20 protein-coding genes are annotated in these 19,195 nt (G+C 64.2%); 9 read left to right on the forward strand and 11 right to left on the reverse strand.

Annotated elements, in window-relative coordinates; all coding sequences use genetic code 11:
• Positions 1-84 precede the first annotated feature (84 nt).
• Positions 85-537 carry a ferric iron uptake transcriptional regulator gene (gene fur, locus V6M89_RS24710; RefSeq protein WP_332855689.1) on the reverse strand — a complete coding sequence of 151 codons (453 nt, stop codon included), beginning with the start codon at positions 535-537 and terminating at the stop codon, positions 85-87.
• Between the two features lie 419 nt (positions 538-956).
• Between fur and V6M89_RS24715 the strand changes: the two genes are divergently transcribed.
• The 3 genes from V6M89_RS24715 to V6M89_RS24725 are packed head-to-tail and all read left to right on the forward strand — an operon-like array spanning position 957 to position 5,312.
• Positions 957-2,216, forward strand: a complete 1,260-nt coding sequence (locus V6M89_RS24715; RefSeq protein WP_332855690.1) for a porin — start codon at positions 957-959, stop codon at positions 2,214-2,216.
• Positions 2,217-2,226: 10 nt separating this feature from the next.
• Entirely contained in the window at positions 2,227-2,652 is a 426-nt protein-coding gene (locus tag V6M89_RS24720) for a phosphate ABC transporter substrate-binding protein (protein ID WP_332855691.1), read from the forward strand.
• Complete coding sequence (locus tag V6M89_RS24725) at positions 2,649-5,312, forward strand: bifunctional diguanylate cyclase/phosphodiesterase (RefSeq protein ID WP_332855692.1); 2,664 nt, start codon at positions 2,649-2,651, stop codon at positions 5,310-5,312. The genes V6M89_RS24720 and V6M89_RS24725 overlap by 4 nt, the downstream gene beginning before the upstream one ends.
• On the opposite strand, the gene V6M89_RS24730 is transcribed toward V6M89_RS24725, so the two are convergent.
• From V6M89_RS24730 to motA, 4 genes are all read right to left on the reverse strand, one after another.
• Positions 5,299-5,919: a helix-turn-helix transcriptional regulator gene (locus V6M89_RS24730; protein WP_332855693.1), complete on the reverse strand. Its 621-nt coding sequence runs from the start codon at positions 5,917-5,919 to the stop codon at positions 5,299-5,301. The two genes, V6M89_RS24725 and V6M89_RS24730, sit on opposite strands and share 14 nt — an antisense overlap.
• Positions 5,916-7,142: an MFS transporter gene (locus tag V6M89_RS24735; protein ID WP_332855767.1), complete on the reverse strand. Its 1,227-nt coding sequence runs from the start codon at positions 7,140-7,142 to the stop codon at positions 5,916-5,918. The genes V6M89_RS24730 and V6M89_RS24735 overlap by 4 nt, the downstream gene beginning before the upstream one ends.
• Before the next feature lie 76 nt (positions 7,143-7,218).
• Entirely contained in the window at positions 7,219-7,437 is a 219-nt protein-coding gene (locus tag V6M89_RS24740) for a DUF6500 family protein (protein ID WP_332855694.1), read from the reverse strand.
• Complete coding sequence (gene motA, locus V6M89_RS24745) at positions 7,434-8,297, reverse strand: flagellar motor stator protein MotA (protein ID WP_332855695.1); 864 nt, start codon at positions 8,295-8,297, stop codon at positions 7,434-7,436. Before motA ends, V6M89_RS24740 begins: the two co-directional genes overlap by 4 nt.
• A 130-nt stretch (positions 8,298-8,427) precedes the next feature.
• Here motA and V6M89_RS24750 point away from each other — a divergent pair, with 130 nt between their 5' ends.
• A complete protein-coding gene (locus V6M89_RS24750) occupies positions 8,428-8,949 on the forward strand; it encodes a hypothetical protein (RefSeq protein WP_332855696.1) in 522 nt (173 codons plus the stop codon).
• Here the strand turns inward: V6M89_RS24750 and V6M89_RS24755 are convergent.
• Positions 8,897-9,538 (reverse strand): Vat family streptogramin A O-acetyltransferase, encoded by a 642-nt coding sequence (locus V6M89_RS24755; RefSeq protein ID WP_332855697.1) that lies wholly within the window; start codon positions 9,536-9,538, stop codon positions 8,897-8,899. The genes V6M89_RS24750 and V6M89_RS24755 overlap by 53 nt on opposite strands.
• Positions 9,535-10,938 carry an aminotransferase-like domain-containing protein gene (locus tag V6M89_RS24760; RefSeq protein WP_332855698.1) on the reverse strand — a complete coding sequence of 468 codons (1,404 nt, stop codon included), beginning with the start codon at positions 10,936-10,938 and terminating at the stop codon, positions 9,535-9,537. The genes V6M89_RS24755 and V6M89_RS24760 overlap by 4 nt, the downstream gene beginning before the upstream one ends.
• 86 nt (positions 10,939-11,024) lie before the next feature.
• Between V6M89_RS24760 and V6M89_RS24765 the strand changes: the two genes are divergently transcribed.
• Positions 11,025-11,267: a hypothetical protein gene (locus V6M89_RS24765; RefSeq protein ID WP_332855699.1), complete on the forward strand. Its 243-nt coding sequence runs from the start codon at positions 11,025-11,027 to the stop codon at positions 11,265-11,267.
• On the opposite strand, the gene V6M89_RS24770 is transcribed toward V6M89_RS24765, so the two are convergent.
• Positions 11,262-12,287, reverse strand: a complete 1,026-nt coding sequence (locus tag V6M89_RS24770) for a transporter (protein ID WP_332855700.1) — start codon at positions 12,285-12,287, stop codon at positions 11,262-11,264. The two genes, V6M89_RS24765 and V6M89_RS24770, sit on opposite strands and share 6 nt — an antisense overlap.
• Positions 12,288-12,368: 81 nt before the next feature.
• On the opposite strand from V6M89_RS24770, the gene V6M89_RS24775 reads away from it, so the two are divergent.
• Positions 12,369-12,944 carry a cysteine dioxygenase gene (locus V6M89_RS24775; RefSeq protein ID WP_332855701.1) on the forward strand — a complete coding sequence of 192 codons (576 nt, stop codon included), beginning with the start codon at positions 12,369-12,371 and terminating at the stop codon, positions 12,942-12,944.
• A 7-nt stretch (positions 12,945-12,951) separates the two neighbouring features.
• Here V6M89_RS24775 and V6M89_RS24780 read toward each other — a convergent pair whose 3' ends face one another.
• A complete protein-coding gene (locus V6M89_RS24780; RefSeq protein ID WP_332855702.1) occupies positions 12,952-13,791 on the reverse strand; it encodes an HDOD domain-containing protein in 840 nt (279 codons plus the stop codon).
• Positions 13,792-13,975: 184 nt separating this feature from the next.
• Complete coding sequence (locus V6M89_RS24785) at positions 13,976-15,259, reverse strand: D-amino acid dehydrogenase (protein ID WP_332855703.1); 1,284 nt, start codon at positions 15,257-15,259, stop codon at positions 13,976-13,978.
• A gap of 101 nt (positions 15,260-15,360) precedes the next feature.
• Between V6M89_RS24785 and V6M89_RS24790 the strand changes: the two genes are divergently transcribed.
• The 3 genes from V6M89_RS24790 (at position 15,361) to V6M89_RS24800 (ending at position 17,944) form a co-directional block, all read left to right on the forward strand.
• Positions 15,361-15,858: an Lrp/AsnC ligand binding domain-containing protein gene (locus tag V6M89_RS24790; RefSeq protein WP_026335331.1), complete on the forward strand. Its 498-nt coding sequence runs from the start codon at positions 15,361-15,363 to the stop codon at positions 15,856-15,858.
• A 54-nt stretch (positions 15,859-15,912) separates the two neighbouring features.
• Positions 15,913-16,320 carry a hypothetical protein gene (locus tag V6M89_RS24795; protein WP_332855704.1) on the forward strand — a complete coding sequence of 136 codons (408 nt, stop codon included), beginning with the start codon at positions 15,913-15,915 and terminating at the stop codon, positions 16,318-16,320.
• A 64-nt stretch (positions 16,321-16,384) separates the two neighbouring features.
• Positions 16,385-17,944 carry a hypothetical protein gene (locus tag V6M89_RS24800; protein WP_332855705.1) on the forward strand — a complete coding sequence of 520 codons (1,560 nt, stop codon included), beginning with the start codon at positions 16,385-16,387 and terminating at the stop codon, positions 17,942-17,944.
• Between the two features lie 89 nt (positions 17,945-18,033).
• Here V6M89_RS24800 and V6M89_RS24805 read toward each other — a convergent pair whose 3' ends face one another.
• Positions 18,034-19,182 carry an HlyD family secretion protein gene (locus V6M89_RS24805; protein WP_332855706.1) on the reverse strand — a complete coding sequence of 383 codons (1,149 nt, stop codon included), beginning with the start codon at positions 19,180-19,182 and terminating at the stop codon, positions 18,034-18,036.
• Positions 19,183-19,195 lie beyond the last annotated feature (13 nt).

A 19,195-nucleotide genomic window follows, 5' to 3' on the forward strand; every position in this document is an offset into this window, starting at 1 on the left:
GGCCGGATGTGTCGGTGCTGTATCCGCAGCGGCACCAGCGCGCCGCCCGCGTCAAGGTGTTCGTCGACTTTGTCGACGCCTTGTTCAAGACCGCCGCAGCTTCCTGCCCGCCAGCGGGTTGATGGTGCCGGCGCATTCGCCGCAGAAGCCATACAGCGACAACGAATGCTCATGCAGCACAAAGTTGCGTTCGCGCGCGACGACTTCCTGGCGCTGTTCGATTTCGGCGTCGAGGAATTCCTCCATGCGGCCGCAGTTGGTGCAGATCAGGTGGTCGTGGTGGCCGCCTTCATTCAACTCGAACACCGAAGCCACGCCTTCGAAGTGACGACGTATCAAAATACGCGCATCGGCAAACTGCATCAGTACGCGGTAGACCGTGGCCAGCCCCATGTCGATGTGCTCTTCATGCAGCAGGCGGTAGACGTCGTCGGCGTTCAGGTGTTTGCTTTTCGATTCCTGGAACAGCTGCAAAATGCGCAGGCGGGGCAGGGTGGCTTTCAGTCCGAGCTTGCGCAGCTCCTGGGGGATATCCATGTGGCTCCGTGATGATAATGATTCTTATTCTCATGGTAACCGTATTTTATTTTATTGGCAATGTCGTTCGCAAGCGTGCAGGTGGTCGTATCCGCAAGGTGGTTGGTGATACAAGATATTTGGTAGTGAAATGCTATTTCTATTGATGTTTAATTATCCAAATACGTGGTTTTTCGATAGATTTTTTGGTGTTGTACTCTAATGCATCGACAGTTGCCGCACAGCAGTATAAAGTACTTACATCCGAATCAGTTCTTCGGAACGGCGCCCTAGCCAGGCGCCACGCGCCTTAGTTGCGACCTTCCCACCCTGTTGAGCATGACCGCCCGCGCTTGCGGACGGCGTCCGCGTATTCGCGCGTCCTGAACACGGTGCACTTGGCAGAACACGCCGTATGTAACGATAGACAGGAACCACGAATGACGTTTGATTTTTCACCGTTGCGCGCCACCCGGGCGTCGCTGGGCTTCACCTTGACGATGCTGGCCTGCGCCGTGGCGCAAGCCGACGACGGCGCCGCCGCGCCGCGCTGGACCTTCGGCGGCTACGGCACGCTGGGTTTTGTGCACAGCAATGACAGCCAGTCCGACTTCACGGCCAACGTCCTCAATCCCGGCAACGCCGGCGCCAGCCACGAATGGAGCGCCACGGTGGATAGCCGCGTGGGCATGCAGCTGGGCGTGAACCTGGACAGCCGCTGGTCGGCGGTGCTGCAAGTGGTGTCCGAGCGCACGCTGCAAAGCGGCTATGCGCCGATGGTCGAATGGGCCAACGTCAAATACCAGGCCACGCCGGACCTGAGCCTGCGGGTGGGGCGCATCGCGCTGCCGCTGTTCCTGGCCGGCGACTATCGCAAGGCCGGCTATGCCTTGCCGTGGGTGCGGCCGCCGGTCGAGGTGTACGGCGCCATCCCGATCAGCAATAGCGATGGTGTCGACGCCAGCTACCGCTGGAGTGTGGCCGGCATCAACAACGTCACCCAGGTTTTCTTCGGCCACACCGATGTCACCGTCACGCCGCAGGCGCATGCCACGGCGCGCGCGATGACGGGCCTTTCCAACACCACCACCAGCGGCGCGCTGACCGTGCGCGCCAGTGCGATGAGCACCGAGTTGACGCTCAAGCTGGCGCGTGAATTGTTCGCCGGCTTGAACCAGTTCGGGCCACAGGGCGCGGCGCTGACCGCGCGCTACGATGTCGACGCCAAACGCGCCGACGTGATCTCGCTGGGGGCAAGCTACGACCCGGGCGCCTGGTTCCTGATGGGCGAAGTGGGGCGCATGAACGCCCGCTCCTACCTGGGTGACAAGACCGCCGCCTATATCAGCGGCGGCTATCGCTTTGGCGACCTGACTCCCTACCTTTCATATGCCGTGTCGCGCGCGAATATGCCGACCCACGTTGCAGGCCTGGACCTGGACGGACTGCCGCCGCAACTGGCCGGCGCCGCCGCGCAATTGAACCTCGGCTTGAACCAGATGCTGGACACGATACCGCAGCAGCGCAGCATCACCGCCGGCGTCCGCTGGGACCTGCGCGCCAACTACGCGTTCAAGCTGCAATACGACCGCCTGACGCCGCAGCAAGGCTCGAACGGCACCTTCATCAACGTGCAGCCGGGCTTCCAGTCCGGCCGCCCGATCAGCGTGTTCAGCGCTTCGGTCGATTTTGTGTTCTGAAGGGGATGACATGGCTATCCTCCGTTTAATCTCCTTGCTGCTGCTGGTGCTGACATGCGCCGGCGTCGGCGCGGCCGAACTGGTTGTCATCGTCTCGGCCAGGAACCCCTTGTCGGCGCTGCGTCCCGAACAGGTGGCCGATATTTTCCTGGCGCAGACTGGCCGCTTCCCTGGTGGCGACGAGGCCATGGCGCTGGACCTGCCGGTCGGCAGCCCGCTGCGCGATGAGTTCTACAACAAGGTGGCGGCCAAGTCGCCGGCACTGATGAAGGCTTACTGGACCAAGATGGTGTTCACCGGCCGTGGCCAGCCGCCACGCGAACTGGCCAACAGCATCGCTGTGCGCAAGATGGTGGCCGAGAATCCGTCGATGATCGGCTATATCGACCGCGCGGCCCTGGATGCCAGCGTCAAAGCCGTGCTGGTGACGCGATGACAGCGCGCACCCGCGGCGACACCTTGCGCAAGCGCTGGCTGCGGCGCGGACTCGATACGCACTTTTCGCTACCCCTGTTCGCCTTGCTGCTGCTGGTGGCGATCTGGGTGGTGACTTTCCACGAGATCGACGCCGAGCGCGTCCACGCGCGCGAAGCCGCCACTGATTCGCTGCGCGAATTGATGGGCACCTACGAGGCGCAGGTGGCGCGTAGCCTGGACGGCATCGACCAGACGCTGCGCGTGCTCAAATACGCGGTCGAACGCAAGGGCGCGCTGGGTGCGCTGCCGGAGCTGGGCCGCGAGGGCCTGCTGCCGCCGGGCGTGGTGTTCGTGGTCAGCATCGTCGACCGCAACGGCCTCACCGTCGCCAGCAATCCCAAGGCGCTGCCGATTTCGGTGGCCGATCAAAACTACTTCAAATTCCACCAGGAGCGCGACAGCGGCGTCACCTTCGTCAGCCAGGCCACGCGCGACGCCGCCAACACCGAATGGCATTTGCACTTCACGCGCCGGCTGGACGACGATACGGGCAACTTCGCCGGCATCGTCATCGTCGAAACCGATCCCGCCTACTTCACCAGTAGCTATGAGCGCAGCCGGCTCGGCGAACACGGCATGCTGGGCCTGGTGGGCAGCGACGGCGTGGTGCGCTCGCTGCGCATCGGCGACAAGCTGTCCTTTGGCCAGCATATGGAACCGGCGACGGAGCAGATCAGCACCGTGGAGGGCGTGCGCCGCTACAGTGGCATGCGCGAGCTGCACGGCGTTGCGCTGAACGTAGTGGTCGGCCTGGCGGAGAAGGAGCTGATGGCGGGCTTCGAACGCCAGCGCCGCGAGAAAACCTGGGAGGCATCGGTCGCCAGCGTGGTGCTGGTGCTGAGCACCGCCTTGCTGTGGCTTTGGTCCTGGCAGGGAGCGCGCAACCGCGCCCGCATGCGCCGCGCGCAGGAAACCTATGCGGCGGCGTCGGCGGCCAGCCTGGATGCCTTCTTCGTCTTGCGCGAGGTGCGCAACATCGGCGGCGAGATCGTCGATTTCGTCTTCGTCGACGCCAATTCGCGGGCCGAGAAGATGACCGGCTACAGCAAGGAAAAACTTCGCCTGGTGACGCTCTGCGGCTTGATGCCGCAGGCGCGTAGCAACGGCATGTTCGATCACCTGGTGCACGTGACGCAGGTAGGCGGCGTGCATGAGCAGGAATGGGAGAGCAATATCCCGCAACTGCGGGCGCGCTGGCTGCACCAGCAGGTGGTACCGGTGGAGGGCGGCTTGGTGGCCATCGTGCGCGATATCAGCGAACGCAAAATGGCCGAGGAGCGCATGCTGCACCTGGCGCATCACGATACGCTGACCGGGCTGCCGAACCGCAGCCTGATCGCCAGCCGTCTCGACCTGACCATCGCCCAGGCCAACCGCAACGGCGGCACGGTGCTGGTGGCCTTCATCGATCTTGACGGCTTCAAGCTGGTCAACGACGGTCTGGGACACAACGCCGGCGACGAGCTGCTCAAGGTGGTGGCCACGCGCATGAGCGCCTGCCTGCGCGCCGGCGACTCTGTCGGTCGTTTCGGCGGCGACGAATTCGTGCTGGTGCTGAACGAGCCGCGTCACAGCGAGCTCGCCGCGCCGGTGCTGGAACGGGTGCGCGAGGCGGTGCTCAAGTCGATCACGCTGAGCGGGCAGGAAGTCCAGGTCAGTTGCAGCATCGGCGTGGCGGTCTACCCCAACGACGGCGCCGACGCCGAAACGCTGCTGATGCACGCCGACGCCGCCATGTACCGCGCCAAGGACCTGGGCAAGAACAACTGCCAGTTCTACACCCGCGAAATGAACGCCTGCATCGAAGAGAAGCTGGTCCTGCTGGAAGGCTTGCGCGGCGCTCTGGACGAAGGCCAGTTCCGGCTGGAGTACCAGCCCAAGGTCGACCTGCGTACGGGCCGCATCTTCGGCGCGGAGGCGCTGGTGCGCTGGGAGCATCCGGAACAGGGCTGCATCGGGCCGGACCGCTTCATTCCGCTGGCCGAGGAAAGCGGCATGATCATCGCGTTGGGCGAGTGGGTGTTGCAGACCGCCTGCCGCCAGAACCGCGTCTGGCAGGAAGCCGGCTTGCCGCCGCTGCGGGTCTCCGTCAACGTTTCGCCGCGCCAGTTCGAGGAGCAGGGCCTGGTGCAGCGGGTCGCGCTGGCGCTGGCCGACAGCGGCCTGGCGGCCGAATGGCTGGAGCTGGAAGTGACGGAAGGCGTCATCATGCGCGACCTGCAGCAGGCCGTGGACAAGATGGCTGAGGTACGGGCGATGGGCGTATCGCTGTCGATCGACGATTTCGGCACCGGCTATTCAAGCTTGTCGGCGCTGAAGTCGTTCCCGATCAGTACCCTGAAAATCGACAAATCGTTTGTGCGCGACCTTGGCGTGAGCGAGGGCGACGAAGCCATCGCCAGCTCCATCATCGACCTGGCGCACCGCCTGCGCCTGCGCGTGATCGCCGAGGGCGTGGAGACCGAGCAGCAGCAAGCCTTCCTGCGCCGGAATGGCTGCGACGAGATGCAGGGCTATCTGTTCAGCCGTCCGCTGCCGCCGGAGCGCTTGCGGCAATTGCTGCTGGACCAGGCGCCGGCGCGTCCCGTGGCCGCTCTGCCGGAACCTACAGCGGCTTGATCACGTACACGCAGCGGCGCGCGCCGTTGAGCATGTGCTCGACGCGGCCCACCGAGCATTCGGGGCCCAGCACGCGCTGGAACACGTCCAGCTCCGAGCGGCAGAACTTCTGGCACTGGCGCGCGGCCGCGCAGATCGGGCAGTGGTTCTCGATCAGCAGCATGCTGCCGTCGTCGCGGGTTTCGACTTCCGCCATATAGCCTTCGGTGCTGCGCGCCTGCACCAACGCTTCCACCCGTTGCGGCAGCGTGCTGGATGCTTGCAGGTGCTGGCGATACTGCTGCTCGCTGGCCGCCTCGCGCGCGCCGATCAATTTATCGAGGCCGGCTTCGCCGAAAAGGCCGCGCACCTGGTCGATCAGCTGCAGCGTCAGGTCGGCGTGGCGGTCGGGGAAGCGCGCGTGACCAGCCTCGGTCAACATCCAGCGGCGCGACGGGCGGCCCGGCTTGTCGGCCACCTCTTCATACGTCACCATGCCTTTTTCCTGCCAAGATTCGAGTTGCTTGCGCGCGCCCATCGAGGTCAGGTTGAGCAGGCCGGCCAGTTGCTGCGCGGTTTGCGGGCCGCGCGTCTTCAGCAGGAACAGCGTGTGTTCGGCGGTGTTCATTGCAGTGCGCCTTCCAGCTTGTCTCGGTCGTTGCGGGCCATGCTGGCGTGCCAGGTCTGCATGCGCCAGGCCGACCACGCCGTCAGCGCGGCGCCCAGCACCAGGATCAGGCGCGTGTCGATCAAGGTGAGCACGGCGCCGATCAGGGCCATGATGATATTGGCCAGGCAGAAGGTGGTGGAGATCAGGCCCATGACGGCGCCTTGTCCGTGCGCGCCGAAGCGCTCGGCGCACCAGTTGGGGACGATGGCGTTGTAGATCGAATGCGGTATGCCGTACAGGATGATGGCGGCGATGCCGAACCACGCATTGCTGGCGGCGAGCAGCGCGATCAGCGAGGCCGTGACCAGCGCGAAGCGGCGCGCCCGCAGCAGCGGCTCGCCCTTGAACGGACGGCCGGCGAACATGGTGGTGGTGGTCATCACCGCGCACATGGCGGCGGTGGTCCAGGCGATGCCGCGCGCGCCGAAGCCGGGCACTTCGACCAGCCACAATGGATAGAATTCGTAGAACGCGGTCACGCCGCAGGTGTAGGCCAGCGTGACGATGAACAGGTTGCGCAGGTCCGGTTCGCGCAGCAGGTTGAGCGAGTGGCGGTCGCGCGCCACCTGCCACCACGAGGTGGTCGCCAGCGACGGCGTCTCGCGCGGCAGCACCACGGCCACCAGCAGCGCCACCAGCAGCAGCGCCACCACGGCGATCCAGAACGGCACCGTGATGCCCCACACCAGCGTCATGCCGGCCAGCAGCGGGCCGGCCAGCCAGCCCATGTAGAAGGCGCCGTTCAACCACGACAGGGCTTTGCGGCGCAGGTCGCCGTCGAGGCGGTCGGCCAGCATGGCGCGCGCCACGGAGCCGTTACCTTCCAGCAGACCGGTGACGAAGCGGGCGACGATGAACAGCGGGTAGGATTCCAGCAGCAGCGCGCAAGCCGTGGCGGCGTGGCCGATGGCGGCGCCGACGGCGGTGATCAGCAGCACCGGGCGGCGGCCGTAGCGGTCGGACATCGGCCCCAGCAGCGCGGAGCCGATCAGCAGGCCGAGAGGGTTGATGGTCAGCGCCAGGCCGAACAGCAGTTTGGGCGGCAGCCCGAGGAACTGGTTCAGGCCGTTGCTGACGCCGGCGGCGAACAGCGGCGGCAGGATGGGATAGGGCAGCGACGCGCCTATCGTCGAGAGCAGGGCCAGCAGGCAGGCGGCGCCTATCAGCAGAGGTGTTTTCATCATCGGCATTCAAAGGTAGCGAGTACCGACACTGTAAGCGGTCTCCGTTAATAAGTAAACAAAAACGTTTATTAACTCATTGCTGCTGCTCGACCATCTTGCGGATCTTGACGGCCTTCTCGAAGTGATCGAGTTCGTGGGTGCGTATCCACCATTCGGCTGCTTCCATCAGCAACGCCGGGTCGTCGTTCTTGTTGGCGAAGAAGGCGTAGAAGGACAGGCCGACCGTCTCGCCCTTTTGCGCGATCTTGTCGTTGCAGACGCGGATGATTTTTTCTCTCAGTTGATCTCTCATGCCCTGGCTTTGTTTTGCTTGAAGTGCGCTTCAAGTTCGTTGAACGACGGCCGCTCGGTGGCGGAAATGACCTTGCGGCCAAATTCTACCGCCAACACTGGCGAATAGCCGTTCATGCTGGCGATCAGCGTGACCTTGATGCATTGGAACATCTTGGACGACTCGTTCAATTTGCGTTGCAACAGCGCGGCCAGCGGGCCGACCACGCCATACGACAGCAGGATGCCGAGGAAGGTGCCGACCAGGGCGGCGGCGATCAGCTTGCCCAGTTCCGCCGGCGGCAGGCCGACCGAACCCATGGTGTGTACCACGCCCATCACCGCAGCGATGATGCCGAATGCCGGCATGCCGTCCGCCAGTTTGGTGATGGCGTGGATCGGCAGGTCGCCGTCCTGGTGATGGGTTTCGATTTCGTTGTCCATCAGGTTCTCGATCTGGAATGGATCCATATTCCCGGAGACCATCAGGCGCAGATAGTCGGTGATGAACTCCACTAGGTGGTGGTCGCCGAGGATGTTGGGGAACTTGGCGAACAATGCGCTTTGATGCGGAGCATCGATGTCCGCTTCCAGCGCCATCAAGCCTTCCTTGCGCACCTTGGCCAGAATTTCGTACAGCAACGACATCAGTTCCAGATACAGCTCGCGCGTGTATTTGGATGTGTGGAACAGCGTCGGCAGCGCTTTGAGTGTGGCCTTGATGGACTTCCTGTCATTGGCGATGACGAAGGCGCCTAGTGCGCCGCCGCCGATCATCAGCAATTCGTAGGGCTGGTACAGGGCGGCCAGGTGACCGTCATCCAGCGCGAAACCTCCGAAGACCGCGCCCAGCACGATCAGGAATCCAAGTATCACCAGCATCGCCACTCCTCACATGAAAAACAGCTGCTTACTATACAGCGTTGCCCCACGAAAATATACGTGGATTGTCACGGTCACGGCGGCGGGCCGCGCATGTATGATGGCGGCATTGCATCTACAATGAAACACCATGAAGAATTGGTTTGCCAGCCAGCGCGGCGCGTACTTTTTTCTGCTGCTCGGCATTGGCCTGATGCTGATGTTCGTCGCGCTGGAGCGCAACTTCCCCAATGCCGATCAGCTGGAGACGGCGAGCGGTCGCGTGGCCTCGTCGCAGTCGGCGCAGGGCGGCTTGTATTTCGCGCTGGATGGCGAGCAGCGCCAGTTCGTGTTGTTCGTCAAAGGCGATTCGGACCAGCGCCTGCGCGCGGCGATCCGCGATGCCGAGGCATATCCGATCAAGGTGCGCTTTCACCCGGGGCAGGTCAGCAGTCCGAGCTTTTTGCCGGGCCGGTTCCATGCGGTCTACGGCGTGACGGTCGGCGGCAAGGAAGTCTCCAGCCTGGCCACCGTGCGGGGCAGCTACCGCCGCGACAACCTGATCGCGCTGGCGATGGGTGTGCTGTTCGCGGCCTACGGCGGGACCCGCGTCTGGAATTTCAGGAATACGGCTGCAGACGCGCCAGCAGTTCGACATCGCCGGCCACGATGAAGGGCAGGTTGGCGGTGATATGTTCGACCGGCCAGTCCCACCACGCGATCGCCTGCAAGCGCGCCGCCACCTCCGGCGTAAAGCGCTCCTTGAGCTGCCTGGCCGGATTGCCGCCGACTACCGTGTACGGCGCGACGTCGCTCGTCACCACCGAGCGCGATGAGACGATGGCGCCGTCGCCGATGGTCACGCCGGGCATGACCAGCACGTCGTAGCCTATCCACACATCGTTGCCGATCACCGTGTCGCCCTTGTACGGCAGCTCGCCAGGCGCCGGCATGACTTGCTCCCAGCCGTTGCCGAAGATCTGGAACGGGTAGGTCGAGATGCCGGACAGCTTGTGGTTGGCGCCGTTCATGATGAACTTGACGCCGCGCGCCAGCGCGCAGAATTTGCCGATCACCAGCTTGTCGCCGATGAAGGGGAAGTGATACAGCACGTTGCGCTCGAAGTTTTCCGAGTCGTCGGGATCGTCGTAGTAGGTGTAGTCGCCGATGACGATGTTCGGATTGTCGACCGTGTTCTTGATGTAGCAGACTTGCGGGAAGCCCGCCATCGGATGCGGGTTGTTGGGTGATGGTCCGTTCATGCACTTTCCTTATCAATGTGCGACTTGGGTCGCCGCGCAAGCAGGTGAGACAGCCGTTGAAGACCCGTATGTAAGCGTCCACGGTCCTTGATGCTGCCCAAAGAGATCCGAATTGCATTCGCGTATCCGCTGCCGGTTGCGAATGCCTCCGCCGGCGTGACGGCGATGCCCTCGCCGTCGGCTGCACGCGCAAACTGTGAGGGGTTCCAATACGCCGGCAACTCGAGCCATACATGCAGGCCGTCTCCAGTGCCGCTGTAGCGCCCCGCCAGAATATCGCGAGCCATCCGGTGGCGCAGGCGAACCTCGTTGCGTACGCCCTGCATCAAGCTGTCGGCCGAACCGTCGAGTATCCACTGAGTGGCCAGTGCGGCCGTCAGAGGCGCGACCATCAGCGCAAAGGATCTGAGCGCGACCAGGAAACGTTCGCGTACGTGCGGGTCGCGTATCAGCACGAAGGCGACACGCAAGCCGGGCGTCAGGCATTTCGACAGGGTTGAGATGTAGTACACCTGTTCCGGGGCAAACGTGGCAATAGGTGGCGGCGGGGCGTCGGCAAGGAGCCAGTAGGGATCGTCCTCGACGATGCGTACATTGCAGCGCTTCGCGATGCCGGCGAGCTCCTTGCGCCGGCGTTCCGGCATGGTGATGGCGGTCGGGTTCTGACATGTCGGATTGAGGTAGACCAGCCCGGGCTTGTGCTGGCGGCACGCTTCCTCAAGCATCCCGGGCACCATCCCGTGCTGGTCCGCTTGCACCGCAATGACGTGCCGGCCGAATTGGGTCGCTGCGGCACGCAAGCCGGGATAACTCGTTGGCTCCGCCAGGATGACATCGCCAGGTTCCGTCAGCGCAAGGATCAATGCGGCGATCGCCGCTTGCGCGCCAGGACAGACAACCAGCTGTCGAGTATCCAGATGTCCCAACATCGGTTCGAGCCATTTGGCGCCAGCCTTGCGGTCGGAGTCGCTTCCCCCGGCCAAGTGGTAAGTCATCAGCAATGCATTATCTGTCCTCATCAGTACTTGGGACAAACCTTGTTTCAACATGTCGTCGAAGTCCACGCCATCCGGCGGTGGCGGGGTATTCATGCTCAGGTCGAGGATGGCGGTCAATTCGACTTTCGGCGCCGCGACATAAGTGCCTCGAGCGCCGCGCCCCTCCAACAAGTTGCGGCGTCTGGCTTCGTCGTATGCGCGCGTGATCGTCGTCAGGTCGACGTCCAGTTGTGTTGCCAGCTGGCGCTGCGGAGGTAGACGGTCACCCGGCTTCAGCGATCTGTCTTCCACCGCCGCCTGCAACGCGTCCGCAATCTGCAAAAAACGCGGCCCTTTGCTGCCGGCCAATCGCGGCAACCAGATTGGCAAATTTTCGTCTTGCATGGTTTTTACCTGGGACATTTTGTCTCAATGTATGGAAATTGCTTTTAAGTAGTATGTCTCAGGACGTTTGGATAGTGTCAAGTAATAACCTGGAAAGACTCAAAATGATGGATTGGATACCTGTAGTCTTCGTGACGTTCAAGTTTCTCGTGCTCGGCACGGGCATGTTCTTCGCCATCAAGTGGCATTACGATCAAGGGAGCAAGGAGACGGAGCGGCGCGCGGTGCTGCGCGCCGGCGGCAAGGTGGCCGCAGTCTTCGTGCTGTCGCTGCTGGGCTTGGGGCTGGTCACCTTCGTCTTGATCAGGATGCTCGGTATGGACTTGACCTTGCCATCTCAGCTATGACACGTCGCGCTGGCGGCGGAAGGCCAGCCAGCCGGCGATCACCGTGAAGCTGGCGACGATCGCCACCACCAGCCAGAAGCCTTCCGGGTCCTGAGCCAGCGGGATGCCGCCGACGTTCATGCCCAGCAGGCCGGCGATGATGTTGATCGGCAGGGCCAGCACCGTGACGATGGTCAGCACGAACAGGCTGTGGTTATTGCCTTCGTTGACCAGCGCCGCGATCTCTTCCTGGATCAGCTTGATGCGCTCCTGCAGCGAGGCCATATCCGCCAGCACCATCGAGAATTCCTCGGTCGATTCGCGCAGCTCCTGCGCATCGAGTTCGGCCACCCAGGCCGGCGGCCGTTGCAGCAATCGGAACAGCGCCGCCGGCTCCGGTGCCAGCAGGCGTTGCAAGCGCACCAGCACGCGCCGCAGCGCGCCCAGGCTGGCGCGCTTGGTCTTCAGTTTGCCGGCCAGCAGATTGTCCTCGATCTCGTCGACGGTGCTGATGGCGTTGCGGACGATCTTGATCAGCGCGTCGGCCTGGTCGCGCAGCAGGTGGATCAGCAGCTCCACCGACGAACGTATCGGCTCGCCGTTGCGCACCGCGTTGCGCAGGCCGTCGACCGCCTTCAGCGGCTTGCGCCGCGCGCTGATGACGAGCTGCTGGTCGACGCTCAACCACAGCGTGGAGATGTCGGATGGCTCGAACGAAAAATCGTGCAGCACGTCGTTGACCACGGCGATCAGCGTGTTGTCGGCCATTTCGATGCGGGTCGAGCGCGGGCCTTCGTGCAGGCTTTCGTAGAATTCCTCCGGCAGCGCGGTGTGCTCGTGCAGCCATTTTTCGCTGGCGGTGTTGGCCAGGTTGTAGTGCAGCCAGATGAATTCCTGCGGATGCTGTTCGCGCTCGGCCAGCCACGCGCACGCGGCTTCGGCATCCAGCGGCAGACCCTTGCAGTCCGGGGCGCGGCCGAACAGGTAGCCGCAAACCAGACCCGATGAGTCGGAACCGTAGGACAGTGGCGCATTCTGCATTCAAATTCTCCGTGATGGTCGCGGGCATCAGGATAGCAAATTACGCTAAGATGGGGTGATATATCCTCGGTCGGAGAGATCATGCAGCAAGCGAAGCCGCAACCCGATCTGCCGCCGCGCCTGCGGCGCTTTGTCGAAGGCATGGACGCGCTGCTGGCGCGCGGCCCGGCCGAAGCCGGCGTCGTGGCGCACGGCGGTGCGCTGCTGCGCGCCTTGCTGGCGCATGACGACTGGCTGCCCGACGCGCTGGCGCAGCCGCATCCGCAGTTCTACCGGCAGTACCTGCTGTATCTCGATCCCGCCTCGCGTTATTCGGTCGCCAGCTTTGTGTGGGGGCCGGGCCAGCGCACGCCGCTGCACGATCACACGGTGTGGGGACTTGTTGGCATATTGCGCGGCGCCGAAGTGGCGCAGCCATGGCGCTACGACGACAGCGGGGCGCTGGTGGCGGACGGCGCGCCTCTGTTATTGCGGGCGGGAGAGGTGAGTGCGGTGTCGCCCACCTTGGGCGACATCCATGAAGTGCGCAACGCTTATGAAGACCGGGTGTCGGTCGGCGTGCATGTGTATGGCGCGGATATCGGCGCCGTCGACCGCTTTGTGTATGCGCCCGACGGCAGCCGCAAGCCGTTCCGCTCCGGCTACGCGAATCGTTGATTCAAACTCAGACCAGCAGCGCGTTGTTCATCTCGATGGCGTCGATCTTGGCTTCGGCCAGCATGGATTCGAGTTTCTGTTCGTCGATGAACAGGTCGATGGCCGAATCGGAGTGCGGCGGCAGGTCGCGCTGCGCTTCCTGCAGCGGCGATTTCACCGGCGTCAGGTGGTTGGCCAGCAGCAGGGTGTCGAGCAGCGTGTCCGGCGGGATCGACATGAAGCTGTCGCGCAGGCCTTCGATGGCTTCGGCCACCGGCTCCGGGATGCACAGCTTGCGCATCACTTCGCGGGTGATGATTTCCTCGCTGGCCGAGTGCCAGTTCTCGGGATCTTCTTCCAGCAGGCCGGGGAATTCGTCGGCGCGCGACAGCAGGTAGAAGCCGCCCACTTCATGCACGATGGCGGCGAACAGCGCGGTGTCCGGATTCACGCCGGTGACCTGGCGCGCGATGATGCGTGACAGCGCCGCTACGGCGATGGTGTGGTCCCACAGCTTTTCCGCTTTGTAGCGCAGGTCGGGGTCGGCGATCTTGGCGCCGAACTGGCGCACCACCATGGCGGCGGCCAGCGCGAACAGGTTCTGGTAGCCGATGCGCATGATGGCGCCGCGCACGTTGGTGATCATCGGCGCGCCGGAGCGGTTGAACATCGCGGAATTGGCGATGGCCACGGTGCGCGCCGCCAGGATAGGCTCCGCCAGCACCAGGCTGATGGCCTTGTCGACCGGGCATTCCGGATCATCGAGCGCAAGTTGAACGCGGAGTGCCGCATTTACACTGGTCGGAAAGACCAGCTCACCACGGATGGCCAGCGCCGCGATATGGCCGAATGCTTCTAGTTTATTCATGATCAAAATTATACGCATGCGCGGCCCCAATCTCAACGCCATCTTGGCTCGGGCGTGGCTTCTGGGGCCTTGAGGAGGCGGCAATGCCACACTGTGGGGCATTCGGCAGGGATGGGATGCTGGTGGGGGAGCCGTGCGCGGCGCCGTCACAGGCGCCGCGCACGGGGTAAAGCTGAGCCTGGTTTCAGGCGTTGGCGAACTGTGGACGGCGGGTGGCGCTGTCGCGGTTGTAGCGGCTGACCGACAGGTCGTCCGACAGGATGGCCGGGCGGCGGGCCGAAATCAGGTCGGACAGCAGCTGGGCCGAGCCGCAGGACATGGTCCAGCCCAGCGTGCCGTGGCCGGTGTTGATGAACAGGTTGCGCAGGCCGGTGCGGCCGACCACCGGCGTGCCGTCCGGCGTCATCGGACGCAGGCCGGTCCAGAAGGTGGCGGCGGCGGTGTCGCCGGCGCCGGGGAACAGGTCGTTGACCACCATTTCCAGCGTTTCGCGGCGGCGCGGGTTCAGCGCCAGGTTGAAGCCGGCGAGCTCGGCCATGCCGCCGACGCGGATGCGGTCGTCGAAGCGGGTGACGGCGATCTTGTAGGTTTCATCCAGAATGGTCGAGACCGGCGCAGCGGAAGCGTTCACGATCGGCACGGTGATCGAGTAGCCCTTCATCGGGTAGACCGGGATCTTGACCAGGTCTTTCAGCAGCGTGGTCGAGTAGGCGCCCAGCGCGACCACGTAGGAGTCGGCCGTCACCAGCTCGGCGCCGCACTGCACGCCTTTGATTTCTTCGCCGGCCGTGACCAGGCCGCTGATGTCGATGCCGTAGCGGAACTTCACGCCCAGCTGCTCGGCCATCGCGGTCAGGCGGGTGGTGAACAGCTGGCAGTCGCCGGTTTCATCGTTGGGCAGGCGCAGGCCACCGACCAGCTTGTTCTGGTCCAGGCCGGGTTCGGCGGCGACCAGTTGTTCGCGGTTCAGCAGCTCGTAGGGCACGCCGGTTTCCTGCAATACCTGGATGTCCTTGGCGGCGTCGTCCAGTTGTTTCTGGGTGCGGAACAGCTGGGTCGTGCCTTGCTGGCGGCCTTCGTATTCGATGCCGGTGGCGGCGCGCAGGGCTTTGAAGCAGTCGCGGCTGTACTCGGCCAGGCGCACCATGCGTTCCTTGTTGACGGCGTAGCGTTCGGCATTGCAGTTCTGCAGCATCTGCCACATCCATTGCAGCTGGAACAGCGTGCCGTCCGGGGTGATCGACAGCGGGGCGTGGCGTTGCAGCATCCACTTCATCGCTTTGAGCGGGATGCCGGGCGCGGCCCAGGGGGAGGCGTAGCCGGGGGAGATCTGGCCGGCGTTGGCGAAGCTGGTTTCCAGCGCGGGACCGGGCTGGCGGTCGAGCACGGTCACGTCGTGGCCGGCTTGCGCCAGATAGTAGGCGCTGGTGACGCCGATAACACCGCTACCCAAGATCACAACCCGCATTTCAGTCTCCCGATTATTTAGCTATACCAGATATTCCGCTATGGTATGCTTGTATCACTAGTATTTGTTACTGTATAACTTCAACTATTCAGTGGATTTTCATGCGAATTCAGAAAGAATCGGTCCGTAGCCTCGATAAACTGGACAGAAAGATATTGCGCATCCTGCAGGAGGATGGGCGGATCTCGATGAAGGACTTGAGCGAGCAGGTCGGCCTGTCGATCACGCCGGCCATCGAGCGGGTCAAGCGCATGGAGCGGGACGGGGTGATCACCGGCTATCACGCGCGCATCGATCCGCCGGCGCTGGGGGCGAAGTTGCTGGTGTTCGTGGAGATCACGCTGAACCAGAAGTCGGGGCCGGTGTTCGAGCAATTCCGGCGCGAGGTGCTACGCATACCGGAGGTGCAGGAGTGCCATCTGGTGTCGGGCGATTTCGATTACCTGATCAAGGCGCGCATTCACGAAATGGCCGAGTACCGCAAGCTGCTGGGCGACATGCTGCTCAGCTTGCCGGGGGCGGCGCAGTCGAAAAGCTATGTCGTGATGGAGGAGATCAAGGAGACCTTGATCCTGTCTACCGAGGTGGTGCCGGGTTGAGCCGGATCAAAGTGCGGCGCTTGCGCGGCGCGGGCAGAGGCGCACAATATGCGGATGAACGGCACATTCGACACCCTCAGTTACACCAAGCGCCTGGAAGCGGCCGGTGTGCCCGCTGAGCAAGCGGAGGCGCATGCGCTCGCGCTTCGTGAAGTGATGCTGGCGCAATGTGCGACCAAGGCCGATATCTATGATTTGCGCGAGGCGATACTTACACAAGGTGGCCGGTTGGATGCCCAGGCCGCCGAGTCGGAAAGGCGCGACCTGCAATTGAGCGCAAAAATTGATCTGGAAGTACAGCGGCTAGATGGTTCGATCAAGGAGCAGGGCAGCCATCTCCATAACGACATGCTCAAGATAAAGGCCGATCTGATGGGCTGGACATTGGCGCTCAATATCTCGCTGGTTGCCATTCTATTCGCCGCGCTGACCTACTTCCGCTCCTGGCCGTTCGCCAGCTAACGCAGTGATCGCGCCGCTTCAGTTAAAATGCAATAACAGCATTATTTAACGAAGCGGAGCAAGTGTGAACAATCAGCACGGTACTCCCGGCGATACCCATGTGGTCAGCGTGCGCTCGCTGGACGAGCATATGTCCACCGACCAGAGCTTCAGCTCGGCCTACGCGCGCGCCGTCGGCGCCATCGCCGGCAACGAGGGCAGCCTGACGCTGGCCCAGTTCGCCGCCGTCACCGACATCGCCGGCGACGGCAAATCCTCCGCCGTCTTCACCGCACTGGTATTGAATGCCATCGAATCGGGCGTGGACGTCGACTGGGCATTCAACGCCCTCAGCCGCAGCAGCGCCGGCATCGACCAGGCCGCGCGCGAAAACGCCCTCAGCATGACCATCCCGCTGCTGGCGCTGCACGGCGCCGACGCCCGCGTGCTGGCGCAGCGCCTGGCCAAGGCCTTGTCGGCCCGGCTGTCGCCCGAAGACCTGAACCGCCTGCCGCAGGCCGAAGAACGCGGCATCCTCGCCAACCTGGGCGAGCAGGCGCGCCGGCTGGTGCGCGGCCGCTCGCTGGCCGACGCCGTGGCCGATTTCGGCCGCCATGCGGGACAGCCGGTGCTGGTCGAACACGCGCGCAATTTCCAGTCGGGCGACATCGATCATGGCCAACTGCGCGAACTGGTCGGTAGCACCACCGCCGCCATCGCGCAGGACATCAGCGTCTACCTGGAGCAGGCGCGCATGCTGTCGGTGGGCGAGGCCATGGCAGCCACCCTGGTCAGCGCCGCCAACGACCTGAAAAACCAGGTGCTGCAACGCCTGACCCTGGTGGACCAGCGCATCGCCTACGAACGCCGCCTGCTGCTGGAGGAAATCGACGACGCCGTGCACGATGCCGGCAACGCCATCGAACTGGCGATCACCGACCGCCTCAACACCGATCAATGGAAAGACGACGATGTGTGGGCCAGCATGGGACGCCAGCAGTTCGGCCTGGAGATGGAGCGGCGGCTGGACCGCATCGTGCGCCGCAAGGAGCAGTCGCTGCACCTGATGCAGGAAGACTTGCGGCTGTTCCAGCAAGCGATGCGGCTGAATCAATCGTCGGTGTTCCAGCGTCAGCACCACTCGACGCTGGCCCGCTTGATGCCGCGGCTGCGGGTCGGCACGCGCATCGTCAACAGCGTCGACACGGCGGCCAATGTCACCCTGATGAGCGGGGCCGTGGTGGCGGCCGGCACCGGCACGGCGGCATATCTGATCGGCGCGGCGGTGGTGTTGCCGGTGGTGGCGCCGGCGGCGCCGTTTGTCGGCGGCGCGGTGCTGCTGGCGGGCGCGTTCAAATGGTTCACCGACGGCGGCAAGCGCAAGCGCACCGAGATCCGCGACAAGCGCGCCGCCTTCGAGGCCGAACTGCGCAAGCAGCTGCAGGCGGCCGAGCTGAGCTTCAACACCCAGCTCGACCTGGTGGCCCAGGGCTTCCACGACTCCGCGCTGCAATTGTTGACGCCTTTGCTGCTGGAAGCGGAAGCGGCCGGCCGCGTGCCCGGCATGCGCCAGCGCATCGCCGACCGCGTGATCACCCAGGCCCAGGCGGCGATCCGCCAGCTCGACGCCGAGCTGCGCAAGTAACCCGTCATTCCCGCGAAAGCGGGAATCCATGCTGAGCCAGTTTCAGACGCGTCCTATGGATTCCCGCCTGCGCGGGAATGACGGCGGGGTCAGAGGTTGCGGGCGATGATGGCGTCGGCGGCGGTGGCGGCTTGCTGCAGCGGCTGCGCCAGCGTCTGCGTGCTGTAGACCGGCGTTTGCGGCATCGCCGCGCCCAGCACCGGACCGTCGGTCTTGCTGATGTCCACCGTCACCGTGGTCGACAGGCCGATGCGCAGCGGATGCTCGGCCAGCTCCTTCGGATCCAGCGCGATGCGCACCGGCAGCCGCTGCACCACCTTGATCCAGTTACCGCTGGCGTTCTGCGCCGGCAGCAGCGAGAACGCGCTGCCCGTGCCGGCCGACAGTCCCACCACCTTGCCGTGGAATTCCACTTTGCTGCCATACATGTCGGCTTCGATCTTCGCGCTCTGGCCGACGCGGATATTGCGCAATTCCGATTCCTTGAAGTTGGCGTCCACCCACAGCTGGTCGAGCGGCACGATGGCCATCAGCGAGGTGCCCGGCGCGGCGCGCGCGCCGAGCTGCACGCTGCGCTTGGCCACATAGCCCGACACCGGCGCGACGATGGTGTTGCGGCGCGCCGCCAGCCAGGCCTGCACATAGTCCGCCTTGGCCGCCTGCACCGCCGGATGCCGGGCCAGCGTAACGCCCGCCACGCCGGCCTGCGCGGCCTCGGCCTGCCGGTTCGCCACCATGATCGCGGCGCGCGCATTGTCGACCGCCTGGCGCGCGTGGTCGACTTCCTCTCCCGATACCGTGTGATCGGCCGCCAGCGGCTTGCGGCGCGCCAGGTCGTCTTCGGCGGTTTTCAATTGCAGCTTGCGCAGCGCGACGGTGGCGTCGTACTGGGCGACGTCGGCGTAACGCTGGCGTTGCTGGCGCACGGCGGCGCCGAGGCGGGCGTCGGCCTGGCTCAGCGCGATGTCGGCATCGGCCGTATCGAGCTTGATCAGGGTGGCGCCGGCTTGCACCATCTGCGTTTCATCGGCGCGGATTTCGGTGACGTTGCCGGTCACCTGCGACGACAGGTTGACCAGGTTGCCGCCCACGTAGGCGTTGTCGGTTTCCTGCTCCTTCGACAGCACGGCCTTGTAGTAGGCCGCGTAGGCCACGCCGGCGGCGATGAACAGCAGCGTGATCGCGGCCAGCACGGTCTTGCGCTTGTTGTCGTTGGGTTTGCTGATGTCAGTGCTCATGATGGGGTTCCCG

Origin of the sequence: Duganella sp. S19_KUP01_CR8, assembly GCF_036688705.1 — a bacterium.
Taxonomy (GTDB): domain Bacteria; phylum Pseudomonadota; class Gammaproteobacteria; order Burkholderiales; family Burkholderiaceae_D; genus Rugamonas.